19 protein-coding genes and 1 riboswitch are annotated in these 17,262 nt (G+C 67.0%); of the genes, 11 read left to right on the top strand and 8 right to left on the bottom strand.

Annotated features, from left to right (window positions below; genetic code table 11):
• Positions 1-4: 4 nt before the first annotated feature.
• Positions 5-949, bottom strand: coding sequence for an SDR family oxidoreductase (locus tag HMI58_RS06550; RefSeq protein ID WP_171618564.1), 945 nt, complete (start codon positions 947-949; stop codon positions 5-7).
• A gap of 210 nt (positions 950-1,159) precedes the next feature.
• Between HMI58_RS06550 and HMI58_RS06545 the strand changes: the two genes are divergently transcribed.
• From HMI58_RS06545 to HMI58_RS06535, 3 genes are all read left to right on the top strand, one after another.
• A complete protein-coding gene (locus HMI58_RS06545) occupies positions 1,160-1,987 on the top strand; it encodes a helix-turn-helix transcriptional regulator (RefSeq protein ID WP_171618563.1) in 828 nt (275 codons plus the stop codon).
• Positions 1,988-2,112: 125 nt separating this feature from the next.
• Entirely contained in the window at positions 2,113-2,484 is a 372-nt protein-coding gene (locus HMI58_RS06540; RefSeq protein WP_171618562.1) for a glyoxalase superfamily protein, read from the top strand.
• A gap of 49 nt (positions 2,485-2,533) precedes the next feature.
• Positions 2,534-3,172 carry a DinB family protein gene (locus tag HMI58_RS06535; protein WP_171618561.1) on the top strand — a complete coding sequence of 213 codons (639 nt, stop codon included), beginning with the start codon at positions 2,534-2,536 and terminating at the stop codon, positions 3,170-3,172.
• Here the strand turns inward: HMI58_RS06535 and HMI58_RS06530 are convergent.
• The 3 genes from HMI58_RS06530 to HMI58_RS06520 all read right to left on the bottom strand — a co-directional run bounded on the left by HMI58_RS06530 (position 3,150) and on the right by HMI58_RS06520 (position 6,325).
• Positions 3,150-4,055: a carbohydrate ABC transporter permease gene (locus tag HMI58_RS06530; protein WP_205207958.1), complete on the bottom strand. Its 906-nt coding sequence runs from the start codon at positions 4,053-4,055 to the stop codon at positions 3,150-3,152. The two genes, HMI58_RS06535 and HMI58_RS06530, sit on opposite strands and share 23 nt — an antisense overlap.
• A gap of 2 nt (positions 4,056-4,057) precedes the next feature.
• Complete coding sequence (locus tag HMI58_RS06525) at positions 4,058-4,993, bottom strand: sugar ABC transporter permease (RefSeq protein ID WP_171618560.1); 936 nt, start codon at positions 4,991-4,993, stop codon at positions 4,058-4,060.
• 84 nt (positions 4,994-5,077) lie between these two features.
• Positions 5,078-6,325, bottom strand: coding sequence for an extracellular solute-binding protein (locus tag HMI58_RS06520; RefSeq protein WP_171618559.1), 1,248 nt, complete (start codon positions 6,323-6,325; stop codon positions 5,078-5,080).
• A gap of 296 nt (positions 6,326-6,621) precedes the next feature.
• Between HMI58_RS06520 and HMI58_RS06515 the strand changes: the two genes are divergently transcribed.
• Genes HMI58_RS06515 through HMI58_RS06490 form a run of 6 tightly spaced genes read left to right on the top strand, consistent with a single transcriptional unit; the run spans position 6,622 to position 12,013 of the window.
• On the top strand, positions 6,622-7,542 hold the full coding sequence (locus tag HMI58_RS06515) for an SIS domain-containing protein (protein ID WP_171618558.1): 921 nt from the start codon (positions 6,622-6,624) through the stop codon (positions 7,540-7,542).
• Positions 7,543-7,547: 5 nt separating this feature from the next.
• A complete protein-coding gene (locus tag HMI58_RS06510; RefSeq protein WP_171618557.1) occupies positions 7,548-8,507 on the top strand; it encodes an ROK family protein in 960 nt (319 codons plus the stop codon).
• Entirely contained in the window at positions 8,504-9,514 is a 1,011-nt protein-coding gene (locus tag HMI58_RS06505) for a 1-phosphofructokinase family hexose kinase (protein WP_171618556.1), read from the top strand. Before HMI58_RS06510 ends, HMI58_RS06505 begins: the two co-directional genes overlap by 4 nt.
• Positions 9,511-10,377, top strand: a complete 867-nt coding sequence (locus HMI58_RS06500) for a class II fructose-bisphosphate aldolase (RefSeq protein WP_171618555.1) — start codon at positions 9,511-9,513, stop codon at positions 10,375-10,377. The genes HMI58_RS06505 and HMI58_RS06500 overlap by 4 nt, the downstream gene beginning before the upstream one ends.
• Positions 10,374-11,174 carry a DeoR/GlpR family DNA-binding transcription regulator gene (locus HMI58_RS06495; protein ID WP_171586302.1) on the top strand — a complete coding sequence of 267 codons (801 nt, stop codon included), beginning with the start codon at positions 10,374-10,376 and terminating at the stop codon, positions 11,172-11,174. Before HMI58_RS06500 ends, HMI58_RS06495 begins: the two co-directional genes overlap by 4 nt.
• A 20-nt stretch (positions 11,175-11,194) precedes the next feature.
• Positions 11,195-12,013 (top strand): CPBP family intramembrane glutamic endopeptidase, encoded by an 819-nt coding sequence (locus HMI58_RS06490; protein WP_225667943.1) that lies wholly within the window; start codon positions 11,195-11,197, stop codon positions 12,011-12,013.
• 48 nt (positions 12,014-12,061) lie between these two features.
• Here HMI58_RS06490 and HMI58_RS06485 read toward each other — a convergent pair whose 3' ends face one another.
• Positions 12,062-12,703, bottom strand: coding sequence for a VOC family protein (locus HMI58_RS06485; RefSeq protein WP_171586301.1), 642 nt, complete (start codon positions 12,701-12,703; stop codon positions 12,062-12,064).
• Positions 12,704-12,845: 142 nt separating this feature from the next.
• Positions 12,846-12,980: riboswitch (SAM riboswitch) on the top strand.
• A gap of 19 nt (positions 12,981-12,999) precedes the next feature.
• Between HMI58_RS06485 and HMI58_RS06480 the strand changes: the two genes are divergently transcribed.
• A complete protein-coding gene (locus HMI58_RS06480) occupies positions 13,000-14,130 on the top strand; it encodes a homoserine O-acetyltransferase (RefSeq protein WP_318779153.1) in 1,131 nt (376 codons plus the stop codon).
• Positions 14,131-14,157: 27 nt separating this feature from the next.
• Here HMI58_RS06480 and HMI58_RS06475 read toward each other — a convergent pair whose 3' ends face one another.
• A complete protein-coding gene (locus HMI58_RS06475; protein ID WP_318779152.1) occupies positions 14,158-15,297 on the bottom strand; it encodes a winged helix DNA-binding domain-containing protein in 1,140 nt (379 codons plus the stop codon).
• An 8-nt stretch (positions 15,298-15,305) separates the two neighbouring features.
• On the bottom strand, positions 15,306-16,151 hold the full coding sequence (locus HMI58_RS06470) for an SGNH/GDSL hydrolase family protein (protein ID WP_171618554.1): 846 nt from the start codon (positions 16,149-16,151) through the stop codon (positions 15,306-15,308).
• Between the two features lie 62 nt (positions 16,152-16,213).
• Between HMI58_RS06470 and HMI58_RS06465 the strand changes: the two genes are divergently transcribed.
• Positions 16,214-16,921: an alpha/beta hydrolase-fold protein gene (locus HMI58_RS06465; RefSeq protein WP_171618553.1), complete on the top strand. Its 708-nt coding sequence runs from the start codon at positions 16,214-16,216 to the stop codon at positions 16,919-16,921.
• A gap of 9 nt (positions 16,922-16,930) precedes the next feature.
• On the opposite strand, the gene HMI58_RS06460 is transcribed toward HMI58_RS06465, so the two are convergent.
• Positions 16,931-17,176 (bottom strand): RNA-binding S4 domain-containing protein, encoded by a 246-nt coding sequence (locus tag HMI58_RS06460; RefSeq protein ID WP_171586298.1) that lies wholly within the window; start codon positions 17,174-17,176, stop codon positions 16,931-16,933.
• Positions 17,177-17,262 lie beyond the last annotated feature (86 nt).

The raw sequence follows: 17,262 nt of genomic DNA, 5'->3' as shown, positions 1-17,262 counted from the left end.
ACAGTCAGACGGCGGGAATCCGGGTCCGGGTCAGTTCCTCGGAGAGCTCCCACAGCCGGGCGGCGTCCTCAGCACTGCGAAGGGGCAGGTACAGCTGCTGTTCGGCAGGTGCCCCGCCCAGATGGCCCGCCCCGCTCGGGCCATAAAGCGCCGCTCCGGCGGCGACGGTAGCGGTTGCCGCCAGGAGTGCGGGGAGACCCGCCGTCTCCGCCGTGCCGAGCAACAGGCCACGGGCGGAGAGCCAGCGAATCAGCCGGACCTGCGGCGTGTCCGACCTCCGACCAAGTTCAGGGCGGGCGGCGAGCAGGTTGGTGGGGGCAACCCCCGGGTGCGCAAGGTTGCTGCTGATTCCCCAGCCACCCTCCCGGCTGCGGCGATCAAGCTCGAGCCCGAACAGGCCCACCGCGATCTTGGACTGGCTGTAGGCCCGCTGCCCGTCATAGCTGTGGCTCCAATTCACGTCGTCCCAGTTGATGGCACCCCGGCGGGCAGCGATGCTGACCTGCGAGGTGACTCGTGCGCCACCCTCCTGGAGCAGCGGCAGGAGCTGGCTGACGAGCGCGAAGTGGCCCAGGTGGTTCGTCCCGAACTGCAGCTCAAACCCGTCGGTCGTCTGCTGGCGGCTCGGTGGGGTCATCACTCCCGCATTGTTGATGAGGATATGGATCGGCTTTCCTTCAGCGCGAAGGTTCCGGCCAAGCGCGGCGACCGAGCCCAGCGACGACAAGTCGAGGTCTCTCAGCGACACGGTGGCAGCCGGTACCCGGCTGCGGATCCCCGCGACGGCGGCTTCCCCCTTGCTCAGGTTCCGCACGGGCAGGATCAGTTCCGCCCCGGCCTGGGCGAGGCGCCGGGCCATGCCCAGGCCCATCCCGTCACTGGCTCCGGTGATCAGGACCCGCTTTCCTGCCAGTGATGGAAGGGTGAGGTCAGGTGTTGTGCGTGCCATGTGCTGCTCCTTCGATGGTGTGTTCCTTCACGATCACCCCTGGGCCGCACCGCAACAAGGGCCTCCCGATCCGAGGCTGGGGAGAGCTCCCCAGCCAGGAGACTCCGGGCAGGGGTGGTAACCAGTCCGGTGCGCAAAGGGGGATTCGCAGACCGTGGCTCCCGCTGGGCCGGGTGACTAGCATGAGACATCGCTGCGAAAGGAATCATCGTGATCGACCGCACCGGACTCGCCGGGTTCCTGCGGACCCGCCGGGAGGCGCTGCAACCCGAGGACGTGGGGCTGCCACGTGGCGAACGACGCCGAACCGCTGGCCTCCGCCGTGAGGAGGTCGCATCCCTGTGCCACATGTCGACCGACTACTATGCCCGGCTCGAGCGCGAGCGGGGGCCGCAACCGTCCGAGCAGATGCTTTCCTCAATCGCTCAGGGACTGCACCTCTCGCGCGACGAACGCAACCACCTGTTCCTGCTTGCCGGCCATAATCCGCCAACGCGCGAACAGACGGGTGAGCACATCAGCCCCGGGCTCCTTCGGGTCCTGGACCGGCTGGAAGACACCCCCGCCGAGCTGGTTACCGAGCTGGGCGAGACACTGAAGCAGACCAGGCTGGGGGTGGCGCTCACCGGGGACACCACGGGGCTGACGGGGCCGGAGAGGTCCCTCGGCTACCGGTGGTTCACCAATCCCGAGGTCCGGACCCGCTACGCCCCCGAGGACCATTCGTTCCTGAGCCGCATGTTCACCGCCGGGTTGCGGGGAGTCCTGGCACACCGGGGACCGGAGTCCCGGGCCGCCGAGCTGGCGGAGCTGCTCCTTGACCGCAGCGACGAGTTCCGCCGTCTTTGGGCCGACCACGAGGTGGGGCTGAGGCCACGGGACGTCAAGCACTTCATTCACCCGGAGATAGGCGCCCTGGAACTGCACTGTCAACAGCTGGTCGATCCTGGCCAATCCCACTCGCTGCTTGTCTACACGGCTGTTCCGGGCAGCGAGACAGCGGAGAAGCTGCGGTTGCTCTCAGTCATCGCGGTGTAGCGGGTCGACCCCATCCGGCCACCTTTGGTCCCGGGATCCGGACCAAAGGTGACCGCATTAGGTTCTAGGCTGTGAAGCAGAATCCGCCACCGGGTGGGCTCGAAGGACCGAGAGAGGACCGCGTAATGGACTGGAAGATTGAGGTTGTTCCGATCCCTGTCACAGATGTTGACCGGGCCAAAGCCTTCTACGTTGACCAGGTCGGTTTCACTGCCGATCACGACCAGCAGGTCGATGAGAACCTGAGGTTCGTCCAGCTCACCCCACCGGGATCCGCCTGCTCCATTGTGATGGGGACAGGGCTGACCGAGATGGCTCCGGGGACACAGAAGGGGGTCATGATCGTCGTCCCCAATGCCGATGACGCCCTTCGGCAGCTCACCGACAACGGGGTATCTGCGCGCGGGGTCGAGGAGATGGAGTGGGGCCGGTTCGTGTACTTCGCCGACCCCGACGGCAACGAGTGGGCACTCCAGGAACTGCCAAACTACTCGTGAACCGGGACCCGGCGAGAACGCTGAGCTGGGTGATGAGAGGACCCGCCGCATGACGAATGACACCGCCAAGGAAGATCTTCACCGCTATCTGCGCACGGCCCGCGCTGCCCTGCTATGGAAGCTGGACGGTCTCTCCGAGTACGACGTCCGCCGGCCGCTGACCCCGACCGGCACCAACCTGCTGGGCCTCGTCAAGCACGTCGCGAGCGTGGAGTTCGGCTACCTCGGCGACACGTTCGGTCGCCCCTCCGGCGAGCCTCTGCCCTGGTTCGATGACGACGCCGAGCCGAACGCGGACATGTGGGCCACCGCCGACGAGTCGCGGGAGCAGATCATCGGGCTGTACCACCGGGCGTGGGCACATGCTGACGCGACGATCGACGCGCTGACGCTTGAGTCGACCGGGCACGTTGCGCACTGGTCCGATGACCGCAACCCGGCGACGCTGCACCTGATCCTGATCCATCTGCTTGCGGAGACCAACCGTCATGCCGGGCACGCCGACATTGTGCGGGAACTCATCGACGGATCGGCCGGGCTGCAGCCGCACAACGACAACCTGCCGCCCGGGGACCTTTCCTGGTGGGAAACCTACCGGAACACCCTGGAACATAGTGCAGTGGAAGCAGCACGGAACACGCGGCGGCGGGTGACCGGGGGAGGAGCTACTTTACTGCTCCTGCTGTGAGGCCGCCGATCAGCCTCTTCTCGATCAAGGCGAAGAGGATGATCACGGGAATGATCGCCACGATCGAGACACCGAACACGTACTGCCACGAGGTGGCGTACTGACCGATGAACTTGGTCAACGCAACTGACAGCGGCTGGTTCTCCGCCGTCGACATGATCACCAGAGACGCCGCGAACTCGTTCCACGATGAGACGAAGGTGAAGATCACCGCCGTGACGATGCCCGGCCAGACCAGCGGCAAGTTCACCCTGAACATCACCGTCAGCTTCCCTGCGCCGTCCAACTGGGCTGCTTCATCGATCTCCTTCGGAATTGCCGCGAAGAAGCTGTGCATGATCCACAGGGCGAAGGAAAGGTTGAACGCCGCGTTAATCAGGATCATCGCCAGCCAGGTGTCGTTGATCCCCAGCACCAGCATTTCCCTGAACAAACCGGCGGTGAGCACCGCAGGTTGCAGCATCTGGGTGACGATGACCAGGAACAGGAACACCGTCTTCCCGGGGAAGCGGAACCTCGCTGTGTAATAGGCCGCCGGGGTGGCGACGAGCAGCACCAGCAGGGTCGCGAACACGGCGATGATGATCGTCGAGACCAGGTTGTAGGGCAGCGGTGTTTCGGGGGTGTCCCACATGGTCACATAGTTGCTCCACTGCAGGCCCTCGGTGGGGAAGTAGGCGGGCGGCACCGCGAGGATCTCCGAGCGGGTCTTCAGCGAACCCACGAGCATGATCACGTAGGGGAGCAGGAACACCAGTGCGACGACGGCGCCGATCGCCATCCGCAGTCCCATCCGGCGGCCTGATACCTGGTCGGAGCCATACCGTTTCCGGCGTGCCTGCGCCGGGGGGAGGGTTGCCGGACCCGGGGCGATGGTGGCCATGTCTAGAGCTCCTTCATCGGCTTGACGATTTTCACGTACGCCGCAACGATCACGATGACAATGGCAAAGTTGAGCACGCTCAGGGCACTGGCAATGTCGACCCGGCGGTCAAACTGCAGCACCTTGAAGATGTAGGTCATCAGGGTGTCTGCCTGGTACCCGGGAATCGAACCGGTGATGATCCTCAGGATCGGCAGGTTATTGAACACGTTGATGATGTTGATCAGCACCGCCACCGCGAGGGCCCCGCGAAGCTGCGGCAGCACAATGCTGAAGTAAGTGCGGAACCGGCCCGCCCCGTCCATCTTTGCCGCCTCCAGCGCGTCCTCCGGTACCGCCTGCAGCCCTGCCAGCAGGGTGTAGGCGGTGAAGGGGATCGAGACGAACACGGCGACGATGATGGCCAGGCCGAGCGCCGGGATGACGTTCTTGGTGAAGCCGTAGGGACTGTCGAGGATGCCGATGTCCACCAGGAAGGCATTCATGATGCCGTAGTTGCTGTCCAGGCCGTAGTAGAACACGGTGGTGGTCATCACCACGCTTGCGGCCCACGGGACAACCACTGCCATCCGGACCAGGGTGCGTCCGGGGAAGGGCTTGTTGAGGAACTGTGCCAGGGCCAGGGAGATCAGCACTGTCAACGAGACCACCACCACCACCCAGACCACTGTGTTCAAGAGAACCCGGGGCAGGTTGGGGTCGGAGAAGACATCGGCGAAGTTCGCAAACCCCGCGGACCCCTGGTCGATCCCGCTCTGGCTGATTTCCCGGGTGGAGTTGTAGATCATGAACCCGGCCGGGAAAATCACTATCGCGAAGATCAGGAGGAGTACCGGCCCAATCCAGGGGAGGGCTGCGGGAAGGCCGTCGGAATTCTGGCGGCGGCGCTTTCGTCCTGGGGACGCGGCCGGGTTGACCAGTACGGGCTGTGCACTCATGGTAAATAGCTCATTCTCTGCCGCCGGTGGGGGTGGTACCGCGAAGTGCCTTCCGCAAGGGGAAGGCACTCCGCGGTGTGTGGGCTACTCGGCTGCTTCGTCGGCCTCGGCCTGGATCTGCTCAAGTACCTCTGCAGGTTCCATCCCCTGGCCCAGCTGGCCGAACAGGGACTTGAACGCACCGTCGGTGGCGTTCCAGGCCGGGTTGGAGGTGGGGTAGAACACCGCGCTCGGCAGCATCTCCAGGAACGGCGCCAGGGTCTCGTCACCGGACATCTCCTCGGCACCGGAAATGGTGGTCGGGAGGAAGCCCTCGGTACTGACCCATTCCACGTAGTTCTCCGGGGCGAAGAAGAAGTCCATGAAAGCGGTGACAGCCTCGGCCTTGTCGCCGTCGTTCTTGAACGACATCAGCCGGTCGGCAACGCCCAGGGTGGCCGGTTCGCCCGACGCCGTGGGAATGTTCGCCAGCCCGTAGTTCAGCTCGGGGTTCTCGGCTTCAATCTGCCCCACGGTCTGCGGCAGGCCGTACACCATGCCGATCTGGCCCTGGATGAACACATTGATCATCGGGGTGCGCTGGGTGGCGCCCGGATCAGCCTGGGTCAGGCCGTCGTCGATCATGCGCTTCATGAACTCGGCTGCCTCGAGGTTCTCGGGAGTGTTCACGGTGATTTCGCTTTCGTCACCGAATCCACCGCCGTTCCCTGCCATCCAGATCAGTGCCTCGCCCTGGGCTTCCTCGGACCCAAGCGGCATGCCGTAGCCGGGCGTGCCCGTTTCGGTGATTGCCGCTGCCGCATCGTAGAGCTCATCCCAGGTGGTGGGCGGGCCATCGACGCCGGCCTCCTCGAACAGGTCCTCGTTGTAGAACAGGGCCCGCGCCGAAGCGAGGAGTGGCAGGGCGTACTGGGTGCCGTCCACCTGCTCGTTGGCGGCGAAGGACTCCTGGAAGTCGGCGATCGTCTCTGGAGACGCGATCTCCTCGGCGGTATACAGCAGACCCTCGGTGGCGAACGCTGAGAACGCGCCGCCGTTATAGATATCCGGCGCCTCGCCAGCCTGGATCTGGGTGTTCAGCACCGATTCAAGGTTCTCCCACGATTCGACCTGAAGATTGATGGAGATGTCCTCGTTGGCTGCCTCGAACTCCTCGATGACACCCTCCCAGAGGGCCCGGCTTCCGTCGGAGTAGCTGGGCACCAGCAGGTCCAGTGATGTTCTGCCCTCCTCCTCTCCACCGCTGTCTCCGCCGCCGAAGCCGCAGGAGCTGAGCATAAGACCGGCGACCGCCACACTGGCGACCATGCCGGTACGGATTGATTTCTTCATGGTTTCCTCGTTCTCCCAAAGGTGGCGCAGCGGCTGTGGCTGACACCGGAATACTTGCAACAAGTTGACGGTATTGCCTTCAGAATGAGCATTACTGTTCATCCGTTGTGGATTGATAATTGCGTGATCCATGTCTCACGTCAAGCGGGCGCGCTGATCGAGATCTGAGTGTTACGGCACCCGCACTGCCAAAAGTGCCCGGGGAGTGGTTAGATTGTTACTGACCGCTTTACCCCTTGAAACGTCAGACCCAATCACCGCGGATGATGCCGCCTCAAACCGCAAAGGAGCTCCCGATGCCCCACTCCGCCCCCCATGCACCCGGATCCGCAGGCACGCACATGGACCAGGAGCTCCACTCGCAGCCCGCCGTCTGGCGCCAGGCCATCGACCAGGCCGCCTCCGAGAATCTCCTCCCCGCCGACGGCGAACGCGTTGCCGTCATCGGCTGCGGCACGTCCTGGTTCATGGCGCAAAGCTACGCCGCCGCGCGCGAAAGCGCCGGGAAGGGACTGACTGATGCGTTTGCGGCCTCCGAGGCAGCGGTGGTGGCTGGCCGCGGCTACGACGCCGTCGTCGCGATCTCCCGCTCCGGCACCACCACCGAGGTGCTCGAACTCATGACGGAACTCAAGGGGTCCGTCCGGATCATCGCCGTCATCGGCGACACCAGTTCCCCGGCCATCACCCTGGCCGACGCCGTCGTCGCCCTGCCCTACGCCGACGAGCAGTCGGTGGTGCAGACCCGCTTTGCTACCGCAGCCCTCGCCTACCTGCTGGCGTCACTGGACATCGACCTGGGCGGAGCGATCACCGATGCGACAGCGGCACTGGAGATGGACCTCAGTCCCGAACTGCTCGACGCCGAGCAGTTCACCTTCCTGGGGACCGGCTGGACCGTGGGGCTTGCGCACGAGGCGGGGCTGAAGATGCGTGAGGGAGTGCAGGGCTGGACCGAGTCCTACCCCGCCAAGGAATACCGCCACGGACCCATCTCGATCGCCGCCCCGGGCCGGGTGGTGTGGCTGTTCGGCGACGACGTGGCGGGGCTCGCCGACGACGTCGCACCCACGGGTGCCGACTTCATCCACACCGGGCGCCACCCGCTGGCCGACCTGGCCCTGATCCACAAGATCACTCTCGCCCGGGCCCGTGCCCGCGGGCTGGACCCGGACCTGCCCCGGAACCTCACCCGCTCAGTGATCCTGGACTCCTAGTACCGATGACCCACCACCCGGCGACGACGGCGGACCCGGCACCAGCACCCCTGACGGACCTGGTGCTGGCCATCGACGTGGGCGGCACCGACCTGAAGTCGGCCCTTGCCGATCCGGACGGGACCCTCCTCGATATCCGGCGCACCCCCACTCCGGCACCCTCGCAGGTCCCCGGGGAGAGCATCGTGGAACGCGCGGCCGAGGTGCTCGCCGACTACCGCGCCGCCTGGCCAGCCCACCGCATCGGCGCCATCGGGCTGATCGCTCCGGGACTGGTTGATGAGATCAACGGCGTCGGAATCTACTCAGCGAACCTCGGCTGGCGCGACTTCCCGTTTGTCCGGCGCCTCCAGGACGCCACCGGTCTTCCGGTCACCTACGCGCACGACGTCGGCGCTGCCGGCGACGCCGAGATGCGCTTCGGCGCTGCCCGCGGGCTCGAGGACGTCGTCGTCATGATCATCGGGACCGGGATCGCGGGCGCCGTGTTCTGCGGGGGAGTACGCGTGCTGGCCGGCGGATATGCCGGTGAGCTGGGGCACGCCCAGGTGCCCGGCGGGCTGCCGTGCACCTGCGGTGTGGTCGGGTGCCTGGAAACCGTTGGTTCAGCGGGAGCAATCGCCCGCCGCTATGCAGAACAGAGCAGCCAACCGGTGACCGGTGCGCGGGGCGTGTTCGACGCCGCAGCCGCGGGGGATCCGGTCGCCCGCCAGGTGATAGACGACGCCGTCGCGGCGCTGGCCTTCAGCATCAGCCAACTGGTCGCTATCCTCGGCACCGAGGCTGTGGTGATCGGCGGCGGGCTGGCCCAGGCCGGTGAGTCGTTGCTCGGCCCGCTGCGCCGCGAGGTCGACAGGAACCTCTCCTTCCACCGGCGACCGGTCCTTCTGGAGGCGCGGATGGGCCAGGACGCCGGCCTGATCGGCGCGGCACTGCGCGCCCGCAGCCTCCTGGATACGCCATGACTGGGGACCTGCGCCCCCACGGGACCATCATCACGGTGACGGCGAACCCGGCGGTCGACCTGACCTATGCGGTGCCGCGACTGATCCCCGGATCATCCCACCGGGTGCGCCAGCCCCTGCTGCGCGCCGGCGGCAAGGGGCTCAACGTTGCGCGGGTCCTGCACCAGGCGGGATACCGGACCGTTGCACTGGCACCGGTCGGTGGTCTGTCAGGCACCGAGTTCCGGGAAGAACTCGTCGCCAGCGGGGTCCCACACATGCTGACCCCGACGGCGGCCGCCACCCGCCGCAGCATGGCCTTCGTCGACGGCGAGGCCGGGCAGACCAGCATCTTCAACGAGACCGGGCGCCCCCTGACGGACACCGAATGGGAGGCGTTCTCCGCGGCGTTCGAGGCCCAGCTCGACGGTGCCGGGGCGCTGGTCGGATCCGGCAGCCTGCCCGACGGCGCGCCGGTAGACTTCTACCCCTCCCTTGTGCGGCGTGCCCGGAAGCATGGCATTCCCAGTCTCATCGACACCTCCGGCGACGCGCTGCTGGCGGCGGCCGACGCCGGTGCGGACCTCCTCAAACCCAACCACCACGAACTGCTGGCAGCCACCGGCGCCACGACCCTCGACGACGGCGCCCGGCAACTGTTGGACCGTGGTGCGGGTGCGGTGGTGGTCAGTTGCGGGGAGGAGGGCATGGCCCTGCACCGGACCGGGAGCCCCACCCTGTGGGCGTCACTGCCACGGGTGGACGGCAACCCGACCGGTGCTGGGGACGCCTCAGTCGCCGCCCTCGCCGTCGTGCTGGCCTCGGGCGCGACCGGTGCCTGGGACACCGCAGCCTCCCGGCACCGCGACGAGACTCTGCTGCGGCTGGCCACCGCCTGGTCGGCCGCCGCTGTCCTGATGCCGGCAGCGGGAGAGCTGCACGACAGCTACCCGGAGCTGATCGAAGCAGTGACCATCACCCAGGACCGACCCCCGAGCCCCCACGCACAGCAGGAGCCCCAACCATGACCCTCACACCGACACGCGATCTGATGGCCGCGGCTGTTGCCTCAGGGGCGGGCCTCGGCGCCTTCAACGTGATCCACCTGGAAACCGCCGAAGCGCTGGTGGCCGGCGCCGAGACGGCGGGACTCCCGGTGATCCTGCAGATCTCCGAAAACTGCGTCAAATACCACCGGGGGCTGGAGCCGATCGCCCTGGCAACGCTCGCGGTCGCCCGGTCGGCGAGCGTGCCGGTTGCCGTGCACCTGGACCACGCCGAGGACCCCGAGCTGGCCCTCGCCGCCGTGGACCTGGGCTTCGGCTCGGTCATGTACGACGGCGCCGCGCTGCCGTTCGACGACAACGTCGCCACCACCTCCCGGGTTGCCGCCTACGCCCGGGAACGCGGCGTGTACGTGGAGGCCGAACTGGGCCGGATCGGCGGCAAGGACGGCGCCCACGCGCCGGGGGTCCGCACCGACCCGGGGGAGGCCGCGTCCTTCGTGACGGCAACGGGCGTGGACGCCCTGGCCGTCGCCGTCGGCTCGTCCCACGCCATGACGCAGCGCAGCGCCGAACTGGACCTGGTGCTCATCGCTGCCCTGAAGTCAGTCCTTGAGGTGCCGCTAGTGCTCCACGGATCATCGGGGGTCTCCGACGCGAACCTTACCGCGGCAATCCGGGCCGGAATGACGAAGATCAACGTCTCCACCCACCTGAACCAGCTGGCCACCCATGCCGTCCGCCTATACCTCGAGCACAACCCGTCAGCGGTCGACCCGCGCAAGTACCTCGCCGCCGGACGCGCCGCCATCGAACCTGAGGCGGCCCGCCTGCTCACCCTGTTCGCCGCCGCGGGCACAGCACCCGGGAAGGGGCAGACACCATGAAACGTGCAGAACGGCTCAACGCCATCCTTGACCTGCTGGCAGTGGCCAGCCAGGTGGACGTCGAGGAGATCGTCACCAAGCTTAAGGTCTCACCAGCGACCGCCCGGCGGGACCTGGACAGCCTCGCTGAGCAACGGCTGCTGACCCGCACCCACGGGGGTGCCAGCATCGAGGCTGTCGCGTACGACCTGCCCGGGCGTTACAACAGGGACGCCCACGCGGACCAGAAGCGGGCCATTGCCCAGGCAGCAAGTGACCTCATTCCCAAGGGAGCGGTGATCGGGCTCTGCGGTGGGACCACCAGCACTGCGATCGCCTCGGCGCTGAGCAAGCGCAGCGACCTGATGGAACCCTCCACCAAACCCACCCTGACGGTCGTGACCAACGCGATCAATATCGCGGCCCAGCTGGTGGTCCGGCCCAACTTCAAGATCATGGTCACCGGCGGGATCGTCAACCCGCGCTCCTACGAGTTGGTGGGATCCTATGCCGACGCGGTGCTGCAGCGGGTAGCCCTTGACTTCGCATTCGTCGGGGTCAATGGCCTGGACCCGATCGTTGGCCCCACCATCAGTGACGAGGGCGAGGCGGCAGTCAACGCGATGGTCGCCAAGCGGGCAACCACCGCCTACGTGGTCGCTGACTCATCGAAAATCGGCACCCGCTGCTTCGCCACCATGACCGGCTACACCTTCAGCAACCTGATCACCGATTCTGGGATCACCGACGCCCAGCGACAGTCGTTCGAGGACCACGGCACCACGGTGATCGTGGCGCCGATGGTGGCCACCGACTAGCCACAGGAGCTCCCACTAGGATGGCTGCCATGCCCACCGATGCCACCCACCCGTCCGCACGGCCCGCCCCCGGCGACGCCGGGACTTCCTCGTCCGGCCAGCGCCGCCGGATCACCGCGGAGATCGCAATTGTCCTGGGGTTATCCCTCGGCCAGTCAGCGGTCTACGCCGTGGTGAACCTGCTCGACAAACTCAGCCAGGCCCCGCTGGCGGCCCAGACCACGCGGCTCAACCCCGTGCTCAACGACCGGCAGTACTTCGACCTCACCTACCAGCTCCTGGGCATTTTCTTTGCGCTGATCCCGGTGTTCCTGGTGCTGTTCCTGCTCACAGAGCCCGGAAAGTCGGCGTTCAGGACGCTGGGCTTCACCTTCAGCCGGCCCCGGGTGGACTTCGGGCTCGGCTTTGGTCTGGCAGTCCTGATCGGTGCCGGCACGCTGGGCGTATACGCGGGCGGCAGGGCGCTGGGCATCACGACGGCGATCGAACCGGCCGCGCTCGACGCCTACTGGTGGACGGTGCCGGTGCTCATCCTGTCGGCACTACGCCATGCTGTGGTGGAAGAGGTCATTGTGGTGGGGTATCTGTTTCACCGGCTGCGCCACCTCGGCTGGTCGATGCCAGTCATCATTGTCAGCAGCGCACTGCTGCGGGGCAGCTACCACCTGTATCAGGGGTTCGGGCCGTTTATCGGCAATTTCATCATGGGGTTGATCTTCGGGTACGCCTACACCCGCGTCAAGCGGGTGATGCCGCTGGTGATCGCCCACGCCCTGCTGGACATTGCGGGCTTCGTGGGCTTCGCGCTCTTCGGGTCGGCGATCGGGATCGGCGACTAGGAACCCCGGCCTAGGAAAGGACCTAAGAATCCGGCGCGTGAGGAGGAGCTAGATCTCCACCAGGCCGCTGGCGGTCTCGAAAGTCACCGACATCACGCCGGGGGTGCCGTTCGGGGCCACCCACCTCACCGCTACACCATCGAGGGGATCGGTGGCGGGGGTGCCCAGCCATTCGGCGATCCTGTCGGGTGAACCTGCGATGGTCAACGAGTCGAGCCGGACCGTCGTCGGGCGGGCCTGCGACGGGTGCAGCGCCTCGGTCCCGTCATCCCACCTCAACATGTAGGGCACCTGAGGGTCGGCGATCAAACCCTTGATACCGATCTGCTGCCAGGTCAGTTCCTGTCCGTCAGGGAACTTGCGGTTCCCGGGGACCGCGCTGCGGCCAAGCCGCTGCTCAAACGGGGCGAGGTCATCGACCGCGACGCACCAGCCCATCCAGCCTCCGCCGGCTTCGGAGCGCGCACGGACCGCCTGGCCGAAGGGTGCCTTGTCCGACGCGGGGTGGTTGAGCACCTCGACCACCTCAAGGTACTGGCCATTCAGCAGGGGGAAAATCATGTTTCGCGTGCCGAAGCGGGGGTGGACACCGCCCTTCACCGGTTCGATCCCCAAGGCAGCGGAAATCCTCCCCGCTGTCGCTACGAGGCCGTCGGGTTCACAAGCATATGAGACATGGTCCAAGCGCATGGCCCTAGTTTTGCACTTTGTGATGTGTGTCTCGACTTAGGGTACCCTAACCTCCTCCGGGGCCGCGCTACGGCGGCAGCCAGCATGACCGCCGCGTTCATATATTTGCACCCGGACGGCTTCTTCGGGTTATCTAGGAGCAGGTCACGAGTGCCAGCACGGAGCGGATTGCCGCTCCACCAGAGCCCCGGCTTGCTGGACGGCAACCCTCCTTCGCGGCGGGGTGCCCCGGGTGACGACCAGGCGGTGGGCAAGGTGTCCGGCGCAAGCGCGGACTTCGAGGCGGGCGGTTTTCAGTGACATCTCTTCACACGACCCAACAGGGCAGCACCATCCATTCCCAGCAGGACGGGGTGGTACGGACCCGCAGCCTGGGCTCCTTCACCTGCGAAACCGGGGGGTATCTCCCGGAGCTCACCCTCGCCTACGAAACCTGGGGCACCCTCAACGAGGACGCCTCCAACGCAGTCCTGATCCAGCATGCGCTGACCGGCAGCTCCCACGTGGCCCGGGGGGATTCGGACGAGGACGGCTGGTGGGACCAGCTGGTCGGCCCGGGCAAGACCATCGACACCACCAGGTACTTCGCCGTGTCGATCAACATGCTCGGCGGGTGCTACGGTTCCACCGGCCCCGCCAGCCTGGATCCCGACGGCGTCCCGTGGGGGTCGCGGTTCCCTTTCCTGACGGTGCGGGATTCAGTGCAGGCCGAGGCGCTGCTCGCGGATGCACTGGGAATCGGGACCTGGCATTCGGTGCTCGGGGGGTCCCTCGGCGGGGCGAGGGCGCTTGAGTGGGCGCTGACGTACCCGGACCGGGTTCAACGATGCGCGGTCATCGCGTGCACTGCGGCGAGCTCCGCTGAACAGATCGCCTTCGCCCAGGCCCAGCTCGCGGCCATCCGCCTGGATCCCGGGTTCGCTGGCGGCGACTACTATCCCGGCAGCGGGCCCACCGCCGGGCTGGGACTGGCGCGGCGTATCGCCCACATCACCTACCGGTCCGAGCCCGAACTTGAGTACCGGTTTGGCCGGTCGCCCCAGGGTCGCGAGACCCCCTTCGGCTCCACCGATCCGGCGGCACGTGGCCGCTACCAGGTGGAGAGCTACCTGGACCACCAGGCGGACAAGCTGGTGGATCGCTTCGACGCCAACAGCTATGTAGCGCTGACCGAAGCGCTGATGGGGCATGACGCGGGCCGCGACCGTGGCTCGCTGCACTCAGCGTTGCGGTCGGCCCGGGCACAGTTCTTCATTGCCGCGGTGGACTCGGACCGGCTCTACTATCCCAGCCAGTCCCAGCTCCTGGCGGACTCGCTGCCCGGTGAGGTACCAGTGCACCTGATCACCTCGCCGATCGGCCACGACGCGTTCCTCACCGAGGTCGGCCAGCTCGACGGCAGGCTGCGGGAGGCCTTTTACTCCTAGCCCGGGACGACGCCGGGCCCGGTCGGCTCAGTGATCGACCAGGCGCACCTCGCCTGCCACCCCGAGGAAGCGCGAGTACCGTCGCAGTGCCGCCTCGTGTTCACTGCGGGACGTTGCCGGGAAGTCGGCGAACAGGTGGGTGTGGATGCTCGCGCCGGCCGCCGTCACCTCATGTTTCCAGTGACCGCGCAGCTGGCCATCCAGCAGCACCAGATGGCTGGGGATGCCGTCCTGCGCCCGCCCGGGGGTTGGGGCCTTCCCGCCCAGATGGAACCGGGTCGCCGAGTATCCCATCACGTACTCGTCGTAGCACTGGACCAGGTCCACCCGGCCCGGCGTCGTCTTTCCAGGTTCCTCACCGGTGAGCCCCTGCGGGCCGACGTCGGGAAGGTGCAGATAGTCGATTCCCTCGATCCGGCTGGTCTCGAAGGTGTCGGCGGCCTCGTCCAGCCCCCGCCGGATGTCCGACATCGGAAGTCCGGACCAGGCGGCACAGTCCTTGACGGTCGCCGGCCCGCGGCTGGAGAAGTACCGGACCGCGAGCTGATGCAGCGCTTCGTCCCGGTCCAGCGAGGGCCCCGCCGGGACCCGTTGGCTGAAGGCCGCGTAGGTGTGGGTGAGCACGCCCGTCGTCCCGGGGCGTGGTGTGCCGCTGACGAGGATCCCGCTCAGCTCGGCCTCCATCAGTAGCTGGGCCAGCGGGATGCCGGTGGTGGGGAGCCCCGCCGCCCGCAGGTGGGCGGCCAGCTCCTTCCGGGAATGGTGTTCGCCGTCGGCGACCGCAGCCTCCAGCACACGGTCGCTCAGCTGCAGCAGCTCGTCGTCGACACCCCAGCCCGAGTTGACCGACCGGTTCTGGTGACGGACGCGGGGTGCGCTGAGTTCCATCAGCCAGCCCAGATCCAGCCGGTGCACGAAGTGCCAGGTGGGCCGCAAGACATGAGTGCGCAGAATGTCTCCCGCAGCGTAGGCGTTCTCCACCTCGGCTGCTGACGGGTCGCCGCACCGCTGGGCCAGCGACCAGCGGGCGTAGGCGAACTCCTGGGCCTGCACGGCACCCAACCAGCTCACCACCTGGTCCGGGCTCGTTGCGGGCGATCCCCACAGCCGCTGCTGCGCCATGCGTCGGGCAACGATCCGCCGGTCCGGGTGGGCTGGCTGAGGCACGGCCGGTCCTAGCCGCCAGCGCCGGGCGGCATCCCCGGACCAAAAATGGGTGCGGCGTCGGGACGCTTCGCCAGCACGCCGTCACCCGAGGACTGGCGGCGGAGCCGGCGCAGCACCCAGGGGACGAAGTACACCTTCGCCCAGACGAGGTCCTCGGTGCGTGCCGCCCGCCAGCTCTTGTGAGGCAGGGGCTGCGGCTCCAGCGGTGTCAGGGAGTGCGGCACGGCGAGGGTCTCCAGCACCATCATTGCGATCGTGTGGTGGCCCAGTGGGGAGAAATGCAGCCGGTCCCCGTCCCACATCTGCGGGTTGACCAACTGGCGCAGCGCCCACATGTCGGCGATCAGAGCGTCGTGGCGCGCCGCGATAATCCGCAGGTTCTCGTTGAAGATGGCGGTCCGGGACCTGAAGTTCCCCAGCACCGACTCGCGGGCGTCCGGTCCGGTGAACAGCACGACGGTCGCGTGGTCCGCGCTGAGCTGTTCAACGGCGCTATCGAGTCGTTCGGCGAGCCGGTCGGGGTCGCCGCCCGGACGGATCAGATCGTTGCCGCCGGCTGAAATGGTGATCAGGTCCGGCCGCAACGCCAGTGCGGGCTCCAACTGCTGGTCCACAATCTGGTGCAGGAGCCGCCCGCGCACCGCGAGGTTGGCGTACGCGAAGTCCTCACGGCTTCTGGCGAGTTCCTCGGCCACCCGGTCGGCCCAGCCCCGGTTGCCGCCGACGCTCTCGGGGTTCGGGTCCCCAATGCCCTCAGTGAACGAATCACCAAGGGCGACGTAACGCGTCCAGGGGTGCGGGGTGGGGTTCCCGGCGGGATGGGGTTCCGGTGGCAGGTACAGGTTCCGGTTCATCCTCCTATCCTGTAGCAGTCTCCGGCTGGGTGCCACCGTCGGGCGCATGCCAGAATACTTCAATGACACTTTCGGATATCCCCAGCACATCAGCCGCGCAAGCCACCGGGCCGGCCTGGGATCCGGTAGTCCTGTGGTCCCGTCCCGAAGAGGAGAGGCGGGGGACCGCCCTGCTGGTGATGTTCCACGGACACCTTGCCAATGAAGAAGACCTGATGGGCCTGGTGGACCACCTGCCCGCCGACCTGACCGTCGCCTCCGTCCGGGCCCCCCACGCCCAGGGACCCGGATTCACCTGGTTCCCCCTCAGCCAGGACACCGGGTACTCGGTGGACCTGGTCACCGATTCGGTCGCGCGGGTGGCCACCTGGCTGGATTCGGTGAAGTCGGCGCACTCGAGCGTGTCGCTACTCGGCTTCTCCATGGGGATGGCCGTCGCCACCACCCTGCTGCGCCACCGGCCCCGCGACTTCACCACCGTCGTCGGCCTGTCAGGCTTCGCAGTCCCCGCCGACGGGAGCGACTTCTTCCACGACGACGACGTCGCAGCCCACCCGGTGCCCCTGTTCTGGGGCCGGGACCAGGATGACCCGGTGATCACCGGGGACCGGATCGAGTACACCCACCGCTGGGCGGTTGCCCACACCAACCTCACGAAGGTGCTGTACGCGGGGATCGGGCACAGCATCAGCGTCAGGGAACTGGCTCACGTCAAGGAGTTCCTCGACCTGACGGTGTTCGGGATCGAACCGCAGCCCAGCCGCGGGTAGTTTCTGGTCTCAGGCGCGCGTGATGGTCACTGAAACGCCGTTGACGGTCACCACGTCGCCGGGGTGCAGTTGGGCACCACGGCGTTCCTCGATGGCCCCGTTGACCTTCACCAGGCCATGATCGACCAGTTCCTTGGCTTGCGTGCCGTCCTCGGCAAGGTTTGCCAGCTTCAGGAGCTGGCCCAACCGGATCATGTCATCCGAGATCTGGATGGTGTCAGCAGCGGTGGGGTCGACGTCGCGGGATTTGCTCATGGATCCATTCTGCCTTGCCGGGTGTCCTCCAGCTGGCCAGTATGTGACATCTGCATCCTGCGGACGGGCCACGCTGCCATAGGATC

It is taken from the genome of Arthrobacter sp. 147(2020), assembly GCF_013116715.1.
Lineage (GTDB): Bacteria > Actinomycetota > Actinomycetes > Actinomycetales > Micrococcaceae > Arthrobacter_D.
The sequence above is the reverse complement of the archived record's forward strand: the minus strand, read 5'-3'. Positions and strand labels throughout refer to the sequence as shown.

Excerpts from the sequence above, each read along its gene's own strand:
- HMI58_RS06550 (WP_171618564.1), bottom strand. The coding sequence starts at position 949 with ATGGCACGCACAACACCTGACCTCACCCTTCCATCACTGGCAGGAAAG.
- HMI58_RS06540 (WP_171618562.1), top strand. The coding sequence starts at position 2,113 with ATGGACTGGAAGATTGAGGTTGTTCCGATCCCTGTCACAGATGTTGAC.
- HMI58_RS06535 (WP_171618561.1), top strand. The coding sequence starts at position 2,534 with ATGACGAATGACACCGCCAAGGAAGATCTTCACCGCTATCTGCGCACG.
- HMI58_RS06530 (WP_205207958.1), bottom strand. The coding sequence starts at position 4,055 with ATGGCCACCATCGCCCCGGGTCCGGCAACCCTCCCCCCGGCGCAGGCA.
- HMI58_RS06525 (WP_171618560.1), bottom strand. The coding sequence starts at position 4,993 with ATGAGTGCACAGCCCGTACTGGTCAACCCGGCCGCGTCCCCAGGACGA.
- HMI58_RS06520 (WP_171618559.1), bottom strand. The coding sequence starts at position 6,325 with ATGAAGAAATCAATCCGTACCGGCATGGTCGCCAGTGTGGCGGTCGCC.
- HMI58_RS06515 (WP_171618558.1), top strand. The coding sequence starts at position 6,622 with ATGCCCCACTCCGCCCCCCATGCACCCGGATCCGCAGGCACGCACATG.
- HMI58_RS06510 (WP_171618557.1), top strand. The coding sequence starts at position 7,548 with ATGACCCACCACCCGGCGACGACGGCGGACCCGGCACCAGCACCCCTG.
- HMI58_RS06505 (WP_171618556.1), top strand. The coding sequence starts at position 8,504 with ATGACTGGGGACCTGCGCCCCCACGGGACCATCATCACGGTGACGGCG.
- HMI58_RS06500 (WP_171618555.1), top strand. The coding sequence starts at position 9,511 with ATGACCCTCACACCGACACGCGATCTGATGGCCGCGGCTGTTGCCTCA.
- HMI58_RS06495 (WP_171586302.1), top strand. The coding sequence starts at position 10,374 with ATGAAACGTGCAGAACGGCTCAACGCCATCCTTGACCTGCTGGCAGTG.
- HMI58_RS06490 (WP_225667943.1), top strand. The coding sequence starts at position 11,195 with ATGGCTGCCATGCCCACCGATGCCACCCACCCGTCCGCACGGCCCGCC.
- HMI58_RS06485 (WP_171586301.1), bottom strand. The coding sequence starts at position 12,703 with ATGCGCTTGGACCATGTCTCATATGCTTGTGAACCCGACGGCCTCGTA.
- HMI58_RS06470 (WP_171618554.1), bottom strand. The coding sequence starts at position 16,151 with ATGAACCGGAACCTGTACCTGCCACCGGAACCCCATCCCGCCGGGAAC.
- HMI58_RS06465 (WP_171618553.1), top strand. The coding sequence starts at position 16,214 with ATGACACTTTCGGATATCCCCAGCACATCAGCCGCGCAAGCCACCGGG.
- HMI58_RS06460 (WP_171586298.1), bottom strand. The coding sequence starts at position 17,176 with ATGAGCAAATCCCGCGACGTCGACCCCACCGCTGCTGACACCATCCAG.